The sequence below is a fragment of the Micromonospora sp. S-DT3-3-22 genome (genome assembly GCF_015354745.1).
Classification (GTDB): Bacteria; Actinomycetota; Actinomycetes; order Mycobacteriales; family Micromonosporaceae; genus Micromonospora; species Micromonospora wenchangensis.
This window is the reverse complement of the sequence record NZ_JACGMO010000057.1, coordinates 24,505-43,632: the sequence shown is the minus strand read 5'-3', so window position 1 is coordinate 43,632 and position 19,128 is coordinate 24,505. Positions and strand designations below refer to the sequence as shown.

Annotated in this window: 14 protein-coding genes, 2 tRNA genes and 1 pseudogene; 12 read left to right on the top strand and 5 right to left on the bottom strand. The window is 72.6% G+C overall.

Translation table 11 applies throughout. The features are described from left to right. Positions 1-481, top strand: a 481-nt coding sequence (locus H1A17_RS17925; protein ID WP_194822388.1) for a DUF721 domain-containing protein, incomplete at its 5' end; no start/stop codon positions are given. A gap of 3 nt (positions 482-484) precedes the next feature. On the opposite strand, the gene H1A17_RS17920 is transcribed toward H1A17_RS17925, so the two are convergent. Beyond that, positions 485-712 (bottom strand): hypothetical protein, encoded by a 228-nt coding sequence (locus tag H1A17_RS17920; protein ID WP_194822387.1) that lies wholly within the window; start codon positions 710-712, stop codon positions 485-487. A gap of 90 nt (positions 713-802) precedes the next feature. Between H1A17_RS17920 and H1A17_RS17915 the strand changes: the two genes are divergently transcribed. Continuing rightward, entirely contained in the window at positions 803-1,276 is a 474-nt protein-coding gene (locus tag H1A17_RS17915) for a MarR family winged helix-turn-helix transcriptional regulator (protein WP_194822386.1), read from the top strand. Between the two features lie 30 nt (positions 1,277-1,306). Here the strand turns inward: H1A17_RS17915 and H1A17_RS17910 are convergent, their stop codons facing one another. Next, positions 1,307-1,891 carry a hypothetical protein gene (locus H1A17_RS17910; protein ID WP_145917179.1) on the bottom strand — a complete coding sequence of 195 codons (585 nt, stop codon included), beginning with the start codon at positions 1,889-1,891 and terminating at the stop codon, positions 1,307-1,309. Positions 1,892-2,420: 529 nt separating this feature from the next. Between H1A17_RS17910 and gyrB the strand changes: the two genes are divergently transcribed. The 6 genes from gyrB (at position 2,421) to H1A17_RS17885 (ending at position 9,840) form a co-directional block, all read left to right on the top strand. Next, the gene (gyrB, locus tag H1A17_RS17905; protein ID WP_145917180.1) at positions 2,421-4,367 is read left to right on the top strand and encodes a DNA topoisomerase (ATP-hydrolyzing) subunit B; all 1,947 of its coding nucleotides are present in this window, start codon (positions 2,421-2,423) and stop codon (positions 4,365-4,367) included. 121 nt (positions 4,368-4,488) lie between these two features. After that, on the top strand, positions 4,489-8,271 hold the full coding sequence (gene gyrA / locus H1A17_RS17900; protein WP_194822385.1) for an intein-containing DNA gyrase subunit A: 3,783 nt from the start codon (positions 4,489-4,491) through the stop codon (positions 8,269-8,271). Positions 8,272-8,275: 4 nt separating this feature from the next. After that, a complete protein-coding gene (locus H1A17_RS17895) occupies positions 8,276-9,175 on the top strand; it encodes a DUF3566 domain-containing protein (protein ID WP_145917182.1) in 900 nt (299 codons plus the stop codon). A gap of 305 nt (positions 9,176-9,480) precedes the next feature. Beyond that, positions 9,481-9,554: transfer RNA gene (locus tag H1A17_RS17890), tRNA-Ile, on the top strand. Positions 9,555-9,603: 49 nt separating this feature from the next. Beyond that, positions 9,604-9,732, top strand: coding sequence for a DLW-39 family protein (locus H1A17_RS34495; protein ID WP_211291697.1), 129 nt, complete (start codon positions 9,604-9,606; stop codon positions 9,730-9,732). 32 nt (positions 9,733-9,764) lie between these two features. After that, positions 9,765-9,840, top strand: a tRNA-Ala gene (locus H1A17_RS17885). A 61-nt stretch (positions 9,841-9,901) separates the two neighbouring features. Here the strand turns inward: H1A17_RS17885 and H1A17_RS17880 are convergent. Beyond that, positions 9,902-10,159, bottom strand: a pseudogene (locus tag H1A17_RS17880) (tyrosine-type recombinase/integrase); the annotation flags it as partial. A gap of 329 nt (positions 10,160-10,488) precedes the next feature. Between H1A17_RS17880 and H1A17_RS17875 the strand changes: the two are divergent. Then, the gene (locus H1A17_RS17875; RefSeq protein WP_309236793.1) at positions 10,489-11,286 is read left to right on the top strand and encodes an NAD(P)-dependent alcohol dehydrogenase; all 798 of its coding nucleotides are present in this window, start codon (positions 10,489-10,491) and stop codon (positions 11,284-11,286) included. A 458-nt stretch (positions 11,287-11,744) separates the two neighbouring features. Continuing rightward, positions 11,745-12,080, top strand: a complete 336-nt coding sequence (locus H1A17_RS17870) for a DUF952 domain-containing protein (RefSeq protein WP_309236794.1) — start codon at positions 11,745-11,747, stop codon at positions 12,078-12,080. Positions 12,081-12,124: 44 nt separating this feature from the next. Here the strand turns inward: H1A17_RS17870 and H1A17_RS17865 are convergent, their stop codons facing one another. Then, positions 12,125-12,871 (bottom strand): HAD family hydrolase, encoded by a 747-nt coding sequence (locus H1A17_RS17865; protein ID WP_194822383.1) that lies wholly within the window; start codon positions 12,869-12,871, stop codon positions 12,125-12,127. 99 nt (positions 12,872-12,970) lie between these two features. On the opposite strand from H1A17_RS17865, the gene H1A17_RS17860 reads away from it, so the two are divergent. Together H1A17_RS17860 and H1A17_RS17855 are read left to right on the top strand one after the other, a co-directional pair. Continuing rightward, positions 12,971-13,315, top strand: a complete 345-nt coding sequence (locus H1A17_RS17860; RefSeq protein WP_194822382.1) for a hypothetical protein — start codon at positions 12,971-12,973, stop codon at positions 13,313-13,315. Positions 13,316-13,568: 253 nt separating this feature from the next. Beyond that, positions 13,569-14,537, top strand: a complete 969-nt coding sequence (locus H1A17_RS17855) for an L-threonylcarbamoyladenylate synthase (protein WP_194822389.1) — start codon at positions 13,569-13,571, stop codon at positions 14,535-14,537. Between the two features lie 12 nt (positions 14,538-14,549). Here H1A17_RS17855 and H1A17_RS17850 read toward each other — a convergent pair whose 3' ends face one another. Continuing rightward, positions 14,550-18,986 (bottom strand): HAD-IC family P-type ATPase, encoded by a 4,437-nt coding sequence (locus H1A17_RS17850; protein WP_194822381.1) that lies wholly within the window; start codon positions 18,984-18,986, stop codon positions 14,550-14,552. Positions 18,987-19,128: the final 142 nt, after the last annotated feature.

The window sequence follows — 19,128 nt, the reverse complement described above, 5'->3', positions numbered from 1 at the left end:
GGCGGTGCTGGACGCGGCGCGGGCCCGGCGGGAGTCGGCGGCCCGCACCCGGAAGCCGGGGGTGACCGGCGCGGCCGACGGCGGTGGGCGGCGGCTGCGGGGCTATTCCGGGCCGGGGCCGGATCCGCGTGACCCGCAGCCGTTGGGCGCGGTGCTGGAACGGCTGATGAAGGCGCGGGGCTGGCAGCAGCCGGCCGCCGAGGCGACCGTGTTCGGCGCCTGGGAGAAGGTCGTCGGGCCGGAGATCGCCCAGCACAGCCGCCCGGTCAAGCTGGAGGACGGCGAGCTGACCGTGGAGGCCCGATCGACCGCGTGGGCCACCCAGCTGCGGTTGCTGGCCGGGTCGCTGTTGAAGCGGATCGCCGGGGAGGTCGGCCACAACGTGGTGCGCAAGCTGCACATCCACGGGCCGGCGGCGCCGTCCTGGTCGCGTGGGCCACGCCGGGTGCGTGGTCGGGGGCCGCGCGACACCTACGGCTGACCCTCACCGTTCGGCGCGGCGGGCCTCCCGCTCGGCGCGCTTTCGTTCGCGCTGCTCGCGGCTCCACTGCTTGCGTCGTTCCAGGTCCTCTTTCCAGGCGTCGCGGGCCTGCCGGGAGCCGCCCTGCACCGCGTCGGCCACCTCCGGCGGGCCGGCCAGGTTCTTGAAAGCCCAGGCCAGGAGCCGGCCACCCTCGCCCGGGGCCTTCGCCGCCGGCTTGTCCTCGCTCATCGGCAACCGACCTTCCCTCGACGCTTGGTGTACAAATCATTGGTACACCAAGCATTGGTAGCATCGCAACGGCGACGAGGAGGAGCACACGTGGACGGACAGCCCGACGGGGACCCGCTGGCCCTGGAGGAGCAGGTCTGCTTCGCGCTCTCCGTCGCCGCCCGGGGCGTCGTCGCGGTCTACCGGCCGCTGCTGGAGCCGATGGGGCTGACCCACCCGCAGTACCTGGTGATGCTGGCGCTCTGGCAGTACGCGCCGCTGTCGGTCCGGGAGCTGAGCCGGCTGCTGCAACTCGACCCGGGCACCCTGTCGCCCCTGCTCAAGCGCCTGGAGGCGGCCGGCTACCTGCGCCGCGAGCGGGACCCGGCCGACGAACGCAGCCTGGCCGTGTCGCTCACCGGGAGCGGCCGGGCGTTGCGCGGCCGCGCCGAGCAGATCCCGCCGGCGGTCGTCGCCCGGCTCGGGCTGCCGCTGGCCGAGCTACGCGACCTGCATGCGGCGCTGACCCGGGTGATCGCCGCCGCGAACGGCGCGGCGGCGTCCGCACCGACGCCGGACGGCTAGGTCGCGCACCCGGGCGGCTGCCGGGCTACCTCAGGGCTGCGGGCCGGGGCGGCGGCCGGGCTCGGCGTCGGCGTAGACCGCGAAGCCCCGGTCGGCGCAGCGCCGGTAGAAGGCGGCCAGCACCCCCAGCTCGGCGCAGGTGAAGTCCCACTGGGGCGGGTCGCCGTTCTCGTCGCGCAGCCGGTCGAGCCGGCTGCCCAGCCAGCGCAACTGCTGCTCGGCCAGGCGGCCGTCACCGAGCAGCGCGCGGAGCACCTCGCTGACCGACTCGAAGGTCACCACCTCGCCGTGCGGCCGGTGCTGGGCGACGAACTTCTCCACCCCGCCGGCGATCCAGGAGCAGCCGTCCGGGTCGATCACCGGGTCCTCGTCCTCGGCGGCGGCGTCGGTGGCGTAGAGCACATTTTCCAGGCCGAGGATCAGGTCGACCAGCTCGGTGTAGGCGGTCGCCCGGACCGTGCCGGTCTTGGCGATGTGCTCGGCGAGCGCGGCGGTCGGCGCGGAGATGCGGGGAACATCGACGATCTCGCCGAAGTCGACGAACTCGGCCGGCGCGACCGGATCGTAGAAGCGGCCGGTCCGCGGCCAGTGCACCGCGACATTGTCCAGCCCCATCTGGTGTCACCTCTCGAGAGCATGTGTCGGATCGATCGGGTCCATCGTCCCGGTTACGGGTGGAAAAGATCAAGACGAGCGACTTCGCCGCGCGCCGCAAAGCTACGGTACGACCACCACCCGACGCGACCCCGCGCCGCCCGGCGAGCCGGACGATCCGGTGGCGGCGGGCACGGAAGCCGGACCGGGGCGTGTAGGGGGAGTCGCGGACAGCGAGATTCGGCCGGCTACGAGGGTCTGAGCCGCCTTCAAGGGGTGCCGAGTGGCGGTTATGTCGTGTGCGCACAGTAAGATTGACGCTGAGACGACGACCTGACGCGGTGCGACGGACGGGGGCCCTCACCAGCCCTTGATCAACGTCCCGGGTCGGGTCTGGCCGATCGCGATCCGCGGGCAACCGCGGCGACCGGCGCGCACGATCCGCGACGGCCCTGCGGGGCCGTCGTCCGTGCACGCCGACGTCGCGTCCTGTCCGCCGAACCCGCGCCCCCGCGCCCTCGGCGCGGATGGTGCGAGAAAGTGGCCGAGGGTGGCAGCGCAGGACAAGCAGGATTACGGCGCAGAGTCGATCACCGTCCTCGAAGGGCTGGAGGCGGTCCGCAAGCGACCCGGCATGTACATCGGGTCGACCGGCGAGCGTGGCCTGCACCACCTGGTGTGGGAGGTCGTGGACAACGCGGTGGACGAGGCGCTCGCCGGCTACTGCGACACCATCGACGTGGTGCTGCTCGCCGACGGCGGGGTCCGGGTCACCGACAACGGCCGTGGCTTCCCGGTCGACCTGCACCCGAAGCTCAAGAAGCCGGGTGTCGAGGTCGCGCTGACCGTGCTGCACGCGGGTGGCAAGTTCGACGGCAAGGCGTACGCGGTCTCCGGCGGTCTGCACGGCGTCGGCGTCTCCGTGGTGAACGCCCTCTCCACCCGGATGGCCGTCGAGATCCACAAGTCCGGCCACGTGTGGCGGCAGAAGTACCACAACTCCAAGCCCGAACCGCTGGACAAGGGCGAGACCACCGACCGCACCGGCTCGGCCGTCTCCTTCTGGCCCGACCCGGACGTCTTCGAGACGGTCGACTTCGACTTCCAGACCATCTACCGCCGCCTCCAGGAGATGGCCTTCCTCAACCGGGCCCTGTCCATCCACCTGCTCGACGAACGGGTCGCCGAGGGCGAGGAGGGCAAGCCCCGCGAGGTCACCTTCTTCTACGAGGGCGGCATCGCCGACTTCGTCCGGCACCTCAACGCCTCGAAGAACCCGATGCACAAGACGGTCGTCGAGTTCGCCGCCGAGGAAGAGGGCATGTCGGTCGAGATCGCCATGCAGTGGAACGAGTCGTACGGCGAGTCGGTCTACACCTTCGCCAACACGATCAACACGCACGAGGGCGGCACCCACGAGGAGGGCTTCCGGGCCGCGCTGACCAGCGTGGTCAACCGCTACGGCGCGGAGAAGAAGCTGCTCAAGGGCGACGAGAAGCTCTCCGGCGAGGACATCCGTGAGGGGCTGGCCGCGATCATCTCGGTCAAGCTGGCCAACCCGCAGTTCGAGGGTCAGACCAAGACCAAGCTCGGCAACACCCCGGTGAAGAGCTTCGTGCAGCGGGTCTGCAACGACCGGTTGGTCGACTGGTTCGACCGCAACCCGGCCGAGGCCAAGACCATCATCCAGAAGGCGTCCCAGGCGGCGCGGGCCCGGATCGCCGCCCAGCAGGCGCGCAAGCTGGCCCGGCGCAAGTCGCTGCTGGAGTCGGGCTCGATGCCCGGCAAGCTGGCCGACTGCCAGTCCACCGACCCGCGCGAGTCGGAGGTCTTCATCGTCGAGGGCGACTCGGCCGGCGGCTCGGCCAAGCAGGGCCGCGACCCGCGTACCCAGGCGATCCTGCCGATCCGCGGCAAGATCCTCAACGTGGAGAAGGCCCGGATCGACCGGGTGCTCAAGAACAACGAGGTCCAGGCGCTGATCACCGCCCTGGGCACCGGCATCCACGACGACTTCGACATGGAGAAGCTGCGGTACCACAAGGTGGTGCTGATGGCCGACGCCGACGTCGACGGCCAGCACATCCAGACGCTCCTGCTCACCCTGCTGTTCCGCTTCATGCGTCCGCTGGTCGAGCTGGGCCACGTCTACCTGGCCGCCCCGCCGCTCTACAAGATCAAGTGGAACAGGAAGGGCGACGACGCCCAGTACGCGTACTCCGACCGGGAACGCGACGGGCTGATCGCGCTGCGCCAGCAGAAGAAGCCCAACGCCAAGCCGGACGACATCCAGCGGTTCAAGGGTCTCGGCGAGATGAACTATCCCGAGCTGTGGGAGACCACGATGAACCCGGCCACCCGGACGCTGCGTCAGGTCACCCTCGACGACGCCGCGACCGCCGACGAACTGTTCAGCGTGCTGATGGGTGAGGACGTCGAGGCCCGCCGCTCGTTCATCCAGCGCAACGCCAAGGACGTGCGGTTCCTCGACATCTGACGGCCCGGTCGGCCGGTGCCCCACCGGCCGGCCGTCGTCCACCGGGTTATCCACAGCCTGGCCGGTATCCACAGCGTTATCCACAGCACGAACACGACTCTGAGTCTGATAAGGGTTAACAGTGACCGATACTCCCGAGTCCACCCCGAACGAGCCGGAGACCACCGAGACACCCCTCGCGGCGGTCGTCCAGCACGACCGGATCGAGCCGGTCGGGCTCGAGGTCGAGATGCAGCGCTCGTACCTCGACTACGCGATGAGCGTGATCGTCGGGCGGGCCCTGCCGGACGTACGGGACGGGCTCAAGCCGGTCCACCGCAAGATCCTCTACGCCATGTACGACTCGGGATACCGGCCGGACCGGGGCTACGTGAAGTGCTCCCGGGTCGTCGGGGACGTGATGGGGCAGTTCCACCCGCACGGTGACTCGGCCATCTACGACGCGTTGGTCCGGATGGCCCAGCCCTGGTCGCTGCGCTACCCGCTGGTCGACGGCAACGGCAACTTCGGCTCGCCGGGTAACGACCCGGCTGCGGCGATGAGATACTGTTTGACCGCAGACGTCCGTATCCGTACCGCCGAAGGTAGCGTGCGGATCGGCGACATCGTGCCGGGTGCCGCGCCGAGCAGTGAGACCGACGTCGACCTGAAGGTCCGCGACCGCAACGGCGACCTGGTCCGGGCGTCGAAGTTCTTCCACTCCGGCGAGCACCCGACGCTGCGGCTGCGTACCCGCGAGGGGTACGAGCTGACCGGCACCCACAACCACCCGGTGCTCTGCCTGGTGGACGTGGCCGGCGTGCCGACCCTGCTCTGGAAGCTGCTCGCCGAGATCTCCCCGGGTGACCGGGTGGTGCTCCAGCGGGCGGTGCCGGACGAGGTCGGCTACCCGATGCTGGAGCACGTCGAGGCGGCCGTGCTCGCCGGCGCGTTCGTGTCGGAGGGCTGGGTCTCGGCGGTCCGTGCGGGCTTCAACAACGTCGACCGGGACTACTTCCTGCGCGTCGTCGCCGCCTACGACCTGGCCGTCGGTGGCCCCCGGTACGTCAGCGAGCGGGTGATCGCCTCGGGCAGCACCCTGCACGAGCTGGACGTGCAGAACCTGTCGGCGCTGCGCGCCAGCGTCCTCGGCGAGCTGGTCGGTGCCCGTAGCGCCGCCAAGTTCGTGCCCGAGTTCGTCTGGCAGGGGCCGGCAGCGATCAAGCGGGCGTTCCTCCAGGCGCTCTTCGAGGGCGACGGCTCCTCGTCGCTGTTGCCGCGTAACACCATCCAGGTCTCGTACTCGACCCGTAGTGAGCGGTTGGCCCGCGAGGTGCAGCAGCTCCTGCTGGAGTTCGGCGTGATCAGCCGACAGACCCGGTATGACGACGGCGAGATCAAGGTCGTGGTGACCAACCGTCGCGACGCCCGGATCTTCGCCGCGCACGTCGGCTTCCTCGGCCGTAAGCAGGCCAAGCTGGAGTCCGAGCTGGCTCAGGTGCCGGCGTGCAGCACGGCGTTGTCCAGCGACCACGTGCCGCTGGTGGGCGACTTCATCCGGGAGCACGGCGCGACCCGCTGGACCGAGCGGGACTGGCTGCGTCGGCACAACGTCGACCGGATTGAGCGTTGGGAGCGGGACCGCGACGAGATCGCCGCCCGGATCACCAACACCGAGGTGCTCGACGTGGTCGAGCCGTTGGTCGACGGACGGTTCTACTACGCCGAGGTGGCCGAGGTCGCCGACGCGGGGGTGCAGGCGGTCTACAGCATCCGGGTGGACACCGAGGACCACTCCTTCGTCTCCGACGGCTTCGTCAGCCACAACACCGAGTGCAAGCTCGACCCGTTGGCGATGGAGATGCTGCGGGACATCGACGAGGACACCGTCGATCTCCAGGACAACTACGACGGCCGGGCCAAGGAGCCCACCATCCTGCCGGCGCGCATCCCGAACCTGTTGGTCAACGGCTCCGAGGGCATCGCGGTCGGGATGGCCACCAAGATCCCGCCGCACAACCTGCGCGAGATCGGCGCGGCGGTGCAGTGGTGCCTGGAGAACCCGGAGGCCGACGAGGCGACCACCCTCGAAGCGCTGCTGGAGATCGTCAAGGGTCCGGACTTCCCCACCCACGGGCTGATCGTCGGTCAGTCGGCCATCCAGGACGCGTACCGGACCGGCCGCGGGTCGATCCGGATGCGCGCGGTGGTGGAGGTCGAGGAGGACAAGCGGGGTCGGCCGGCGCTGGTGGTCAGCGAGCTGCCCTACCAGGTCAACCCGGACAACCTGGCCGAGCGGATCGCCGAGCTGATCAAGGAGGGGAAGCTCGGCGGGATCGCCGACATCCGGGACGAGTCCTCCGGGCGTACCGGCATGCGGATCGTGCTGGTGCTCAAGCGCGACGCGGTCGCCAAGGTGGTGTTGAACAACCTCTACAAGCACACCCAGCTCCAGGAGACCTTCGGCGCCAACATGCTGGCCCTGGTCGACGGGGTGCCGCGCACGCTCAACCTGGCCCAGTTCATCAGGTACTACGTCGAGCACCAGATCGAGGTGATCCGGCGGCGGACCGCGTTCCGGCTGCGCAAGGCCGAGGAGCGGGCGCACATCCTGCGCGGTCTGGCCAAGGCGCTGGACGCGCTGGACGAGGTGATCGCCCTGATCCGGCGTTCGCCCACCGTCGACGACGCCCGGCAGGGCCTGATCCGGCTGCTGGAGATCGACGAGATCCAGGCGACCGCGATCCTGGACATGCAGCTGCGCCGGCTGGCCGCCCTGGAACGGCAGCGCATCCTGGACGACCTGGCCAAGCTCGAACTGGAGATCGCCGACCTCAAGGACATCCTCGCCAAGCCGGAGCGGCAGCGGAAGATCGTCTCCGAGGAGCTCAGTGAGATCGTCGCGAAGTGGGGCGACGAGCGCCGTACGAAGATCATCCCGTTCGACGGCGAGGTCTCGATGGAGGACCTCATCGCCCGCGAGGACGTGGTGGTCACCATCACCCGCACCGGGTACGCCAAGCGCACCAAGGTCGACCTCTACCGCTCGCAGCGGCGCGGCGGCAAGGGAGTGAGCGGCGCGACGCTGCGGCAGGACGACATTGTCAGCCACTTCTTCGTATGCTCCACCCACGACTGGATTTTGTTCTTCACCAACAAGGGCCGCGTGTACCGGGCCAAGGCGTACGAGTTGCCTGAGGCCAGTAGGGTGGCCAAGGGCCAGCACGTGGCCAACCTGCTCGCCTTCCAGCCGGACGAGCAGATCGCGCAGATCATCGAAATCCCGAACTACCAGGTGGCTCCCTACCTGGTACTGGCCACGAGAAACGGCCTGGTGAAGAAGACCCGACTTGAGGAGTTCGACTCCAACCGGTCCGGCGGCGTCATCGCGATCAACCTGCGCGATGAGGACGAGCTGGTCGGTGCCGTGCTCGCGGCGCCGGAGGAGGACCTGCTGCTCGTCTCCAAGAAGGCCCAGGCGATCCGGTTCAACGCCTCCGACGAGGCGCTGCGCCCGATGGGCCGGGCCACCTCGGGTGTGATCGGCATGCGCTTCACCGACGACGACGTCCTGCTGGCCATGGAGGTCGTCCGGGAGGGCCTGGACGTCCTGGTGGCCACGAACGGGGGATATGCGAAACGCACCCCCATCGAGGAATACCCGGTCCAGGGCCGGGGAGGTAAGGGCGTGTTGACTGCGAAGATCACCGAGCGCCGCGGTGGTCTGGTCGGCGCGGTCGTGATCGACCCGGACGACGAGCTGTTCGCGATCACCAGCAACGGCGGCGTCATCCGGACTCCGGTGAAGCCTGTACGCCGTACGCGTGACCGGAACACAATGGGGGTCAAGCTGATGGACCTCCCGGACGGCGTGACTATCGTGGCGATTGCTCGCAATGCCGACGAGCCTGACGAACAGGACTAGTTGAATGACGGAGACACAGGCGAAGTCGGGGAACAAGGGGACCTCGGCCACCCCGGTCGACGAGGAGGCCGCCAAGAGCGGTACAACCCCCGCCGGCCGCGCCGCCGTGGGTCGGGCCACCGTCCCCGCCGACGCGCCTGCCCCGAAGTTCACCCGGGCACCCGGCATGGCACCGCCGCCGGACAAGCCCGGTGAGGACTCGGGGGCGACCGAGAAGCCCCAGCCGACGGGCAGCGACGCGCCCTCCTCCGCCACCCAGCCGGTGGCTGCGGCGGCCCGGTCGAGCAACACGACACAGCCGATCGCGGTTGGGGCCGCCACCTCCCCGTCCACGACCGGCACCCAGCCGAAGGTCGGTGGTTTCCGGCCGACCCCGGACAACGCCCGTCCCACCACGGGGGCGGGTAACGCCCGCCCCGCCAACGGCGGCGGCCTGCCCCCGGGCATCGGTGGCGCGGCCGCCGTCGGCGCCGCGCGGGTGGGTGACGCGGTACGCGCCGCGCGTACCTCGGTCAGTTCGGCGGCCTCCCGGGGGCCGCGCCGGGCCCGGCTGAACCTCAAGCGGATCGACCCGTGGTCCGTGATGAAGTTCGCCTTCGCCGTCTCCGTGGTGCTGTTCATCGTGGTGGTCGTGGCGACTTCGGTGCTCTACCTCGCGCTGGACGCGATGGGCGTGTTCCAGAGCGTCAACGACAGCCTGACCGACCTGGTCAGCGCCAGCGGCGGGCAGGGCACCAACAGCGGCTTCCAGATCACCGCGAAGGGCGTCATCCTGACGTCCGCCCTCGTCGGGCTGGTCAACGTGGTGCTGTTCACCGCGCTCGCCACCCTGGGGGCGTTCGTCTACAACGTCTGCGCCGACCTGGTCGGCGGGATCGAGCTGACGCTCGCCGAGCGCGACTGATCCGACCCGACGCCGGGGCGCCGCGAACAGCGGTCGCCCCGGCGTCGTGCTTTCCCAGCCCGGTGGCCGTGCCCGCGCGGGCTCGCTCGTGCCCGCGCGGGCTCGCTCGTGGGTCGATCCAGCGTTGTCCGAGCCGCCCCGATGCCGCTGTTCCCCGTCACGGGGGTGGATCTCCGGCTCCAGGACCGGGGGAAAGGGCTCGCCCCGTCGCGGGCCGACCGGTACGGTCGGGAAGGCGCGGGAGCGTCGGCCACCCCGATTTGGGAGCGGACGACGCGATGGGTTAATCTTGCTCGTCGCCACGCGGGGCTATAGCTCAGTCGGTTAGAGCGCAGAGCTGATAACTCTGAGGTCGCTGGTTCGATTCCAGCTAGCCCCACCGCACACCGTTCCGACGGGCAGTCGAGTCGAGCGCGAGGGGTCGCCCCATGTTCAAGAAGCTTCTGTTCCTGGTCGGCATCATCGGCGTCGCCGCTGTGGTGGCCAAGAAGGTCAAGGAATCCAACGACGAGCGCGCCCTGTGGCACGAGGCGACCACCTCGCCCGACCTGCGCTGACCAGCCAGCACCCGGCGGCTCGACCCGCCCTCGGGGCCCTAGCTCAACTGGCAGAGCACTGCCTTTGCAAGGCAGGGGTTAGGGGTTCGAGTCCCCTGGGCTCCACCAGCATCATCCTTGACCAGGCGTTACAGCTCGTGAAGATCAACGGGCACACGATGGGCACAGGTCAGGATTGATCTTGAATCCCTCTGGAACCTGCCGCCCGTAGCACTGCGCCGACCAAGCCCTTCGGACGCTCCCGCTTCGGCCACCAGTGCACGTAAGTCTCCAAGGTGATCCGCAGCGTCTTGTGCCGCAGCAGCCGTTGCACCTCCTGAGGTTCGGCGTGATTCGTGATCAGGGTCGTGGCAAAGAAGTGCCGCAGGGCGTGGAACGTGCCGTGTTCCTTCGGCCAGCCGACGGCGTCTCGCCAGTCCGCCCACTCCCGCCTTGATCGCGGCCACCCGCGAATATGAGGACCGTGATCCCGATGGTCTGATCTGGCCGAGGTATAAGCACCGGGACGACGCCACGGCGGTGGTTTGTCGCCTGCAGCGCGTGGCCGGAGCGTAGTGTGTTCAGACTTTCTTTACTTGGTCAAGGGCGGGCCTTCGGCCCGCCGCCGTGTTCGCGCCGGGGCGCGCGTGCGGCCTGGCGGCCGGTCACGCCCCGGCGCACGGCGTAGCAAGGGGAGCAGTCGACAGTCGCAGGCGGCCGGGACTGGGTGCACGCGGCGCAGCTCCCGACGCCGACTGGGACATGGTGCCCATCAGGGTGTACGCGGCCGGCATCCGCGCGCCGCGGCACACGGTGCCTGGACGGGCTCTGGCCGGCCGGGTCGAGGTGGTCGGTGCGCAGGTCACCCGCTTCCGCCCGGGTGAGGATGTCTACGCCGAAGGGCTCGGCGCTTTTGCGGAGTACGCGGTCGTCCCCGAACGGATGCTGGCCAGGAAGCCAGCAAACCTGACCTTCGAGCAGGCCGCCGCCATCCCGATATCGGCGACGACCGCACTGCAGGGCCTGCGCGACATCGGTCGCCTGTGGGCCGGCCAACACGTGCTGGTCAATGGCGCGACAGGTGGGGTCGGCACGTTCGCGGTACAGATCGCCAAGGCGCTGGGCGCGGAGGTCACCGCGGTCTGCGCGCCGAACGCGGCCGAGCTGGTCCGCTCCCTCGGTGCCGACCACGTCGTCGACTACACCCGAGCGGACTTCACCGCCAGCAGCCGGCGATACGACGTGGTGTTTGACCTGGTCGGCAGCCACTCGCTGGCACAATGCCGCCGGGTGCTCGCCCCGGACGGCCGACTGGTGCTCTCCGCTGGCCCGCCAGCGCCGTGGCTGCGCCGTCGGCTCGCCGCACTCGTCCTGTCACCACTCGTGAGCCACACGATGGCGGCTCTCGACGCACGACCGAACGCCACCGACCTCGACGCGCTCCGCGAACTGGTAGAGGCCGGGCAGGTCACCCCCGTGATCGACCGTGTATTCCCGTTGGAAGCCGCCGTTGACGCACTGCGTCACTACGGCTCGGGCCACGCCCGCGGCAAGACGGTGTTGTCGATCCGGTAGTTCGTCGTTCGGGGATCCTGCCGACCGCTGGCCGGACGACTCCGATCCGCCACCGGCGTCAGGCCTGTATCTGGGAGGATGACCTTCCAGGGTGAGCCTGGCCGAGGCCGCCGTTGTGCGCCCGATTCCGCAGGGCGCGCTACCCCTTGGCTGGGCTAGCGGCGCTGCGAGCTGACGGAACTCGGGGGCAACGGGTCACCGGCGATCGTGGCGGTCTGGTTCGCATGGTGGTGCCTCCGGCCCACCAGCACGAACACCGGTTGATCTCGGTCCCGAGTACAGCCAAGGCATTTCATGCCCTCCCTTTCCCGCCCAGCACGCGATCGATGGCCGAGGCAGCCTGACGAGCCCGCGCCGGCAGGACGTGTCCGTAGGCGTCGGCCGTCATCCGGATCGTGCCGGTCGGGTTGGCGGGCTGCGGCAGCTGCGGACCAGCCGGCCATCTGCCACCCTTGGCTGTGCTGATTTACAAGATCCTCCTGCCCGTCGAGTGGGCCGATTTCGATGCCGCCGGTCGCTTCGACGGCTCGCCGTTCGACCACAGCAGCGGCTTCATCCACTGCTCCTCGCGCGAGCAGGTGGGTGCGACCGCGCTGCGGTTCTTCGCGCAGGAGCCGGCGCTCGTGGTCGTCGCCCTCGACGCCGGATTACTCGGCGCGGCGGTGCGCTGGGAGGGCACCCCCGACGGCGGTTCCTTCCCACACGTCTACTCGGCGCTCCCGCGCACCGCCGTCGTCGCGGTCCACCACGTGCCGGGAGCCTCGTCGGTGGACGACACGCTGGGGCAGGGCTAGGCACCGAACCAGGCCGGGCGGCCGCAGGAGGAACCGGAACCTGCTCACGCCTGACGCAGCAGGGCCAGCAGGCCGTGGCCGTCCTCGACCCGGGCGTCCGGTACGAGGGCGGGGTGCGGTGGTTCCCGGTCGGTGCGGGGGGAACGCATCAGGATCGCCGCCCCCGCCCCGGCCCGGCGGGCGCACTCGACGTCCCGACCGAGGGTGTCCCCGACGAACCAGCAGTCACCGATCGGAACCCCGACGGCCTCCGCCGCCAGCAGCGCCAGGCGCGGGTTGGGCTTCCGGGGACCGGCTTCGTCGCTGTAGAACTGGGCGGCGAACGACCCGGCCAGCCCTTCGGCGGCCAGGAAATCCCGGTGCGCGGCGCCGCAGAGGGTGTTGCTCACCACGGCCAGCGGAAGGCCCGCTCCCGTGGCCGCCCCCAGCGCCTCGGGGATACCCGGGCGCACCGCCCAGTCCGCCCGCCAGGTCCAGGCGTACGACAGGGGGGTCGCCTCACGGTCGACGGCGTCGCGGGCCGGGCGGGGCCACGATGCCGTGACGAACTCCGCCCACACCCGGGCGTGCGGGAGCTCGACCGGGTCGGCCGTCCGGCCCGCGTCGTCGCGCCAGGCCGAGTACCGTCGCGCGCCCCCGGTCAGGTCGGCGGCGATCTGCCGTTCGGACACCGCGCCGTCGACGAGCCGGGAGAGCCGTCGGACGAGTTCCGGTGGGGCGGGCGGCTGCGGGGGCGCATCGGCCAGGACACCGCCGAAGTCCAGCAGGAGGGCGCGCGGCGAGCGGAGCATGCCGGCAATTCTCCAGTAGGTGACCGACCGCGCGGGGCGGCACGGTCGGCGGGCATCCCCTAGCCTTCACGCGATGGGAGCAGTCAGCCGTTGAGCCGCATGACGACCGATGGTGACCCGGGCAGCCGCCGTCTCCAGCTCTACTGCCGGATCGACGTCACCGTGACCGACCCGACCGCGCTGACCGACCACGCGGTCGCCGAGTTGCACGCCGCCGACGTCGACTGGGCGCAGGAGGAGAACGACCCGCCGTCCGCCAGCGCAGAGCTACGGGCTGACCTCACCCGGGCGCTCGCCTCTGTCGCGGACGTCACCCGGGTCGTCGACACCATCCCGGGCGTCGAGTTCCGGGGCGGCGTCTGCTGGGCGGAGACCGGCCCGCCACGCGCGTCGTTCGCCCCGACCGGCGGGCGGCGCGCGGCGGCACCGGACCGGGCGGAATAGCCCTGCCGGGTCACCCTCCAGCGACCCGGCGCGGCCGGCCGCCAGCGTGCCCCGACCCGGCCGGGCAACCGTCCCTGCCGGTCCGACGGGCGGAGCGAGGCGGCATCGCGACGTCGTCCCCGGCTGGCCGGCGAGCGTGACCGGGCCGGGAGCGCCGACCGTCGCCCCACCGGCCGGGTGACGGGCACCCGCACCGGTCCGGGCGCTGACGGCAGGCTAGCGTCGGGGGGTGACCACTGGCTCCCCCCGCGTCCTGCCCGCCGAACACGACGGCATCGCCGAGGCCGCCGACGTGCTGCGGGCCGGCGGGCTGGTGGCCTTCCCCACCGAGACGGTCTACGGGCTCGGCGCGAACGCGTTGGACGCCCGGGCCGCGGCGCGGATCTTCGAGGCGAAGGCACGGCCCAGCTTCGATCCGCTGATCACCCACCTGGCCGACGCCGCCGACCTGCCGGCCCTCGTCGGCGCATTGCCCCCGACCGTCGCGGCGCTGGCGGAGCGGTTCTGGCCGGGTCCGCTCACACTGATCGTGGACCGGCCGGCCGTGATCCCGCCGATCGTCACCTCCGGCCTCGACACGATGGCGGTACGGGTGCCCGACGAGGCGTCTGCCCGCGCGTTGATCCGGGCCGCCGGGGTGCCGGTGGCCGCCCCGAGCGCCAACCGGTTCGGGCAGCTCAGCCCCACCCGGGCCGAGCACGTCGTCCGAGGGCTCGGCGCGGCCGTCGACGTGGTGCTCGACGGTGGCCCGACCCGGTGCGGAATCGAGTCGACCATCGTGGACGCGCGTGGCCCGCAGCCGGTGGTGCTGCGCCTCGGGGCGCTCGCCGTGGAGGACCTCGTCGCGGCGGTCGGCCCGGTGACCGTCCGGCCGGGCAGCTCCGGGCAGCCGGTCGCCCCCGGCACGTTGGCCGCGCACTACGCGCCGCGTACCCCGTTGCGGGTGGTGCGGGGCGCGGTGCCGGCGGCGGCCGACGGGGTCCGGCGGGGCTACCTCGCCTTCCGGGCGGCCCCGGCGGCCGGCTACGCGGCGGTGGAGGTGCTGTCGCCCGCCGGTGACGTGACCGAGGCCGCAGCCCGCCTCTTCGACGCGCTGCACCGGCTGGACGCGGCCGGGGTGACCGAGATCCTCGCCGAACCGGCCCCGGACGAGGGGGTCGGACGGGCGGTCAACGACAGGTTGGGTCGCGCCGCCGCCACCTGGTCCCCGCCCCCGGCCTGACCCGCCGCAGGGCTAGCCGGCCGACGCCGGGCCGGCGGGCCGACCCCGGGCCGGCAGGTGCTCCACCAGCCGGGTCAGCGCGCCGTTGGCGAAGGTCGCGCCGAGCGCCGACCCGGCGGCGATGCTCCACCCCACCGGGCCGAGCGGGGTGCAGCCGAAGAACTGGCTCACCCCGGGGGTCTGCACCACGGCGGCGAGCACCCCGACCGATGCCGCCGTCGACGCGAGCACCGTCGGGCTGGTGCCGCCGGCCAGGACGGTCTGCCCCAGCTGGGTGCCGACCAGCGAGACCAGGGCCACGGTGCCGGCGCGCCGGTCCCGGCCGGTCCACCGGGCCACCGTCCAGCCGGCGGTCGCGCCGAGGGTGGTGGCGGCGGCGCGCAGCCCGATCTCCCGGGTCATGGTGCCGCCGAGGGACGCGTCCGGCCCCTCGCGGAGCAACCCGTCGGCGTGGTCGGCGTCGGGCGGCCGGACCGCGATGGCCAGCGCCGGTGCCAGGTCGGTGAGCAGGTTGACCAGGAGCAGTTGCCGGCCGTTGAGCGCCGACCGGCCGGTGACGGCGGCGCTGAGCACGCTGAACGCGATCTCGCCGAGGTTGCCGCCGACCAGGATGCTCAGCGCGTGGCGTACCGACGACCACATCGCCCGCCCCTCGACCAGGGTGGCGATGATGGTTTCCAGCCGGTCGTCGGTGACCACCAGGTCGGCGGCGGCGCGGGCGGCCGGGGTGCCCCGCTGGCCGAGGGCGATGCCGACGTCGGCCAGCCGGATCGCCGGGGCGTCGTTGGCGCCGTCCCCGGTCATCGCCACGGTCCGCCCGCACCTCTGCAACGCCTGGATGATCCGTACCTTGTGCGCCGGGGTGCACCGGGCCACCACGTCGGTCCGGCCCAGCCGTTCGCCGATCTCCGCGTCGTCCCACTGGTCCAGGTCGGTGGCGGTGACCACCCGTTGCCCGTCGGAATCCGGGCTGATCGCCGACGCGATCGCCTCGGCGGTGGCCGGATGGTCCCCGGTGATCATGATGGTGTGCACGCCGGCCTGCCTGATCCGGCGGACCGCCGGGGCGGCGCTGTCGCGTATCCCGTCGGCGAGGGCGAGGAAACCGACGAAGACCAGCCCGCGTACCTGGTCGTCGGTGACCGTCTCGGCACCGACCCGGCACTCCGCCACGGCGAGGATGCGGTGTCCCGCCCCGGCCCGGTCGGCGAGCACGGTGTGCAGCCGCTTCCGGCGTTCGTCGTCCAGCGGCTCGTCCCGGCCGCCCGGCCGCCGCCACGCGCCGCACCGGGGCAGCACCGTCTCCGGGGCGCCCTTCACGCTGAGCAGCATGCCGTCGGCGGCCCGCCCGACGGTCGCGTGGTAACCCCGGGACGGCTCGAACGGCAGCCCACCCACCGCCGTCCACCCGGCCGCGCCGGTCTGCTCGGTCGTCTCCGCCTGCCGTGCGCCGTACCGGACCGCCCGGTCGGTGTGCTGCGGCAGTTCCTGCGGATCGGCCGCGTCGGGGGTGGCGCGCAGCCCGGCGGCGAGGACCCGGCGCAGCTCGTCGTCGAGCCGGTCGACGGGCGCGAACCGGCCGCCGTCGCCGACCCCGGCGAGCAGCAGCCTGCCCTCGGTGAGGGTGCCCGTCTTGTCGAAGCAGAGCACGTCCACCCGGCCCAGCGCCTCGATGGTGCGCGGGTTGCGGACCAGCGCACCGTGCTCGGCCAACCGCCGGGCGGCGGCCAGTTGGGCCGCGCTGACCAGGAACGGCAACCCCTCCGGCACCGACGCCACGGCCAGGTTCGCGGCCGTCGCCGCCGTCTGCCCCAGCGGTACGCCCCGCAGCAGCCCCGCCCCCGCCACCGCGACCGCCGACGCGACGGCCAGCGGGATCGCCGAGCGGGTGAGCCGGCCGAGCCGGGCCTCCACCCCGCTCTCCGGCGGGGCCTGCCGGGCCAACGCGAGGCTCCGCCCCGACTCGGTCGCGGCACCGGTGGCGACCACCACGGCGGTGCCGCGACCGGTGGCGACGGTGGTGCCCTCGTACACCATGGAGGAACGGTCGGCCAGGGCGGCGGCGACCACCGGGTCGACCCCCTTGGTCACCGGCAGCGACTCACCGGTCAGCGACGACTCGTCGGCCTCCAGACCGTCGGCGGTGAGCACCCGGCAGTCGGCCGGCACCGCGTCCCCCGGGCCGAGGAGCACCACGTCGCCGGGGACGAGATCCTCGGCGGCGGTCACCCGTTCGACCCCGTCCCGCAGCACCGTGGCGGTGACCGCCGAGCGGGACAGCAGTTCGGCAAGCGCCCGGTCGGTGTTGCGCTGGTGCACCGCCCCGACCAGCGCCGATCCGCCGACCACGCCGCCGACCAGGGCCGCGTCGACCAGCGAGCCGAACGCCGCCGACAGGACCGCGCCGGCGGCCAGCACCGGCGTGAGCGGGTTGGCCAGCTCGTCGACGAACGCCCGGAACAGGCCGACCGGCCCGCCCGACGGGTCCGGGTCGGCGCGGTGCCGGCGCTGCGCCTCGGCGTCGGTCAGCCCGTCCGGGCCGGTGTCGAGGTGACGCAGCACGGTCGGGACCGGCATCAGGTGCCAGGCGGTGGCGGCCGGCGCCGGGGACCCGTCCGGGCCGGGCAGCCGGCGGGCCCGCCACACCCCGTTGGCGAAGGCCAGCGCCGCCGCGCCGTTGACGGCGAAGAGGCTGCGGTCGGGAAGCTGCGGCACGGCGGCGGTGAACGCGCCCAACGCGCCGAGGCCGGTGCCGGCCATGGCGAGCCGGATGTTCTGCCCGGTCATCCGCCGGGCCACCCCGGCCGCCTCGATGAGCAGCGCGGCGATCCGCAGGTCGGTGCCGACGAGCAGGTGGGCGCCCCACGGGGGCAGATCGTCGGGGCCGGCCGTGCCGAGCCCGCAGTCGGACGCCGCCAGCGCCGCCCGGTCGCCCGAGAGCAGCATCACCACCGCGCCGTCGCGTTGCAGGGCCCGGACGGAGCCGGCGAGCCGGTCCCCGCCGGGCAGCACCGCGTCGGCGAAGCCGTACCGCTGCGGGTCGGGGCCGGCGACCACCAGGCGCAGGCCGGCGTGCCGGGCGGCGGCGGGCAGCGCGTCGACGCCGGGGGCCGGCTCGGGGGCGACCCGGACGACGGCGGCGAGGGTGCCGTCGTGGACGAGGCCGAGCAGGGGGCCGTCCGTCGCGCGCAGCCGCCGGCTCTGCGGGGTGTCCCCCGGGTCGACGGCGTCGAGGCCGGCGAGCGGTCCGAGTCGCCAACCGTCGGCCTCGTGTACGTCGTCCGGCTGATCGGGGTCGAAGAGGGCGAACGCCCGGCCGGCAACCTCCCCGGTGTCCGTGCCGGCCAGCGGCGCCAGGTCGGCGAGGACACACCGGGCCGAGCCGAGCACGGCCGCGTCCAGCACCACCGTGTCGATCCGGTCGAGTTCGCGCAGCACACTGCGGTCCATGGCGATCACGCCGCGGCGGGCCAGCACCCGGCCGAGTTGGGCGGCGTACCCCTCGCGGCCACTGCCGGGGGCCTTGGGCAGCGCGGCGAGGGCGAGCGCGGCGGCCCGTTTCGGGCCGACGACCGGCCACGCGGCGGCCCCGGCGGCGGCCCCGGTGGCGAGCATCGTCGAGACGTACCGCTCGACGGGGCCGTCGGGCCGGGGGCAGGGCCGCCCGGGGCCGGGTGAGCGGGCGACGGCGCGTTCCGGGTCACCGGTCAGCCCCGGCTCGGCCCGGGTCCACGTGGTGAGCTGGGCGCGCGCCTCACCCCACTGCACGATCCGCTGCGCGCCGTCGAGGACGATGCCGGCCCAGCCGCCGGTGAGGCCCTGCACGACCGCCTCGGCGAGCGGGAACAGCACCTCGGTGCGGCGGTCGGCACGCCGGCCCCGGCCGGCGAGGTCGTGCAGCCGGGGGTGCAGGTCGACGGCGGTGAGCAGGCCGGCCACCTCACCCGGCACCGGCGTGAACGGCAGGATGCGGGTGGCGGCGGAGATGGTCAGGCCCAGCGCGTCGGAGGCGAGCGCGCCGAGGGTCCGGGGGGTACGCGGCCCGTCCTCCGGCGGGTGCGGGGGCGGGATCTCCGGGTCCGGCTCGTGCGGGCAGATCCGTTCGACCCGCGCCACCGTGTCGATCAGGTCGCGTAGCTTCGGCTTCGGGTCCTCGACGGCCACCACCACCCGGCCGGAGGGGGCGTTCACCCGGGCCCACGCCACGCCGGGCATCCGCTCCAACGCCGCCTCGACCTGACGGGCCAGCCGGTCGCCGCCGTCCTGGCAGACGCCGTGCACCTCGATGTGGTGCCGGCCGTTGCGGGACCAGACCCTACGGCGGGCCAACCCGGCGACCCGGGCCAGCCGGCCGGCGGCCGAACCGACGGTACGGGACGCCTCGTCGAGCAGCGGTGGCACCGGCACCGACGGGAGGACCCGGCCGGCCACCCGGCCCAGCGTGGTCATCGAGGGGTACGGCCGGATCGGTCCCGCCCACTGCCGCCGTACGCCATCTCGCCTCCCGCGTTCGTCAGGCGGCCTGGCTTCCCGGTCGGGCGTCCGTTATGCCCCCCGGGCGGGGGAAGTTCCCTCCGGTGGCGGGGCATGG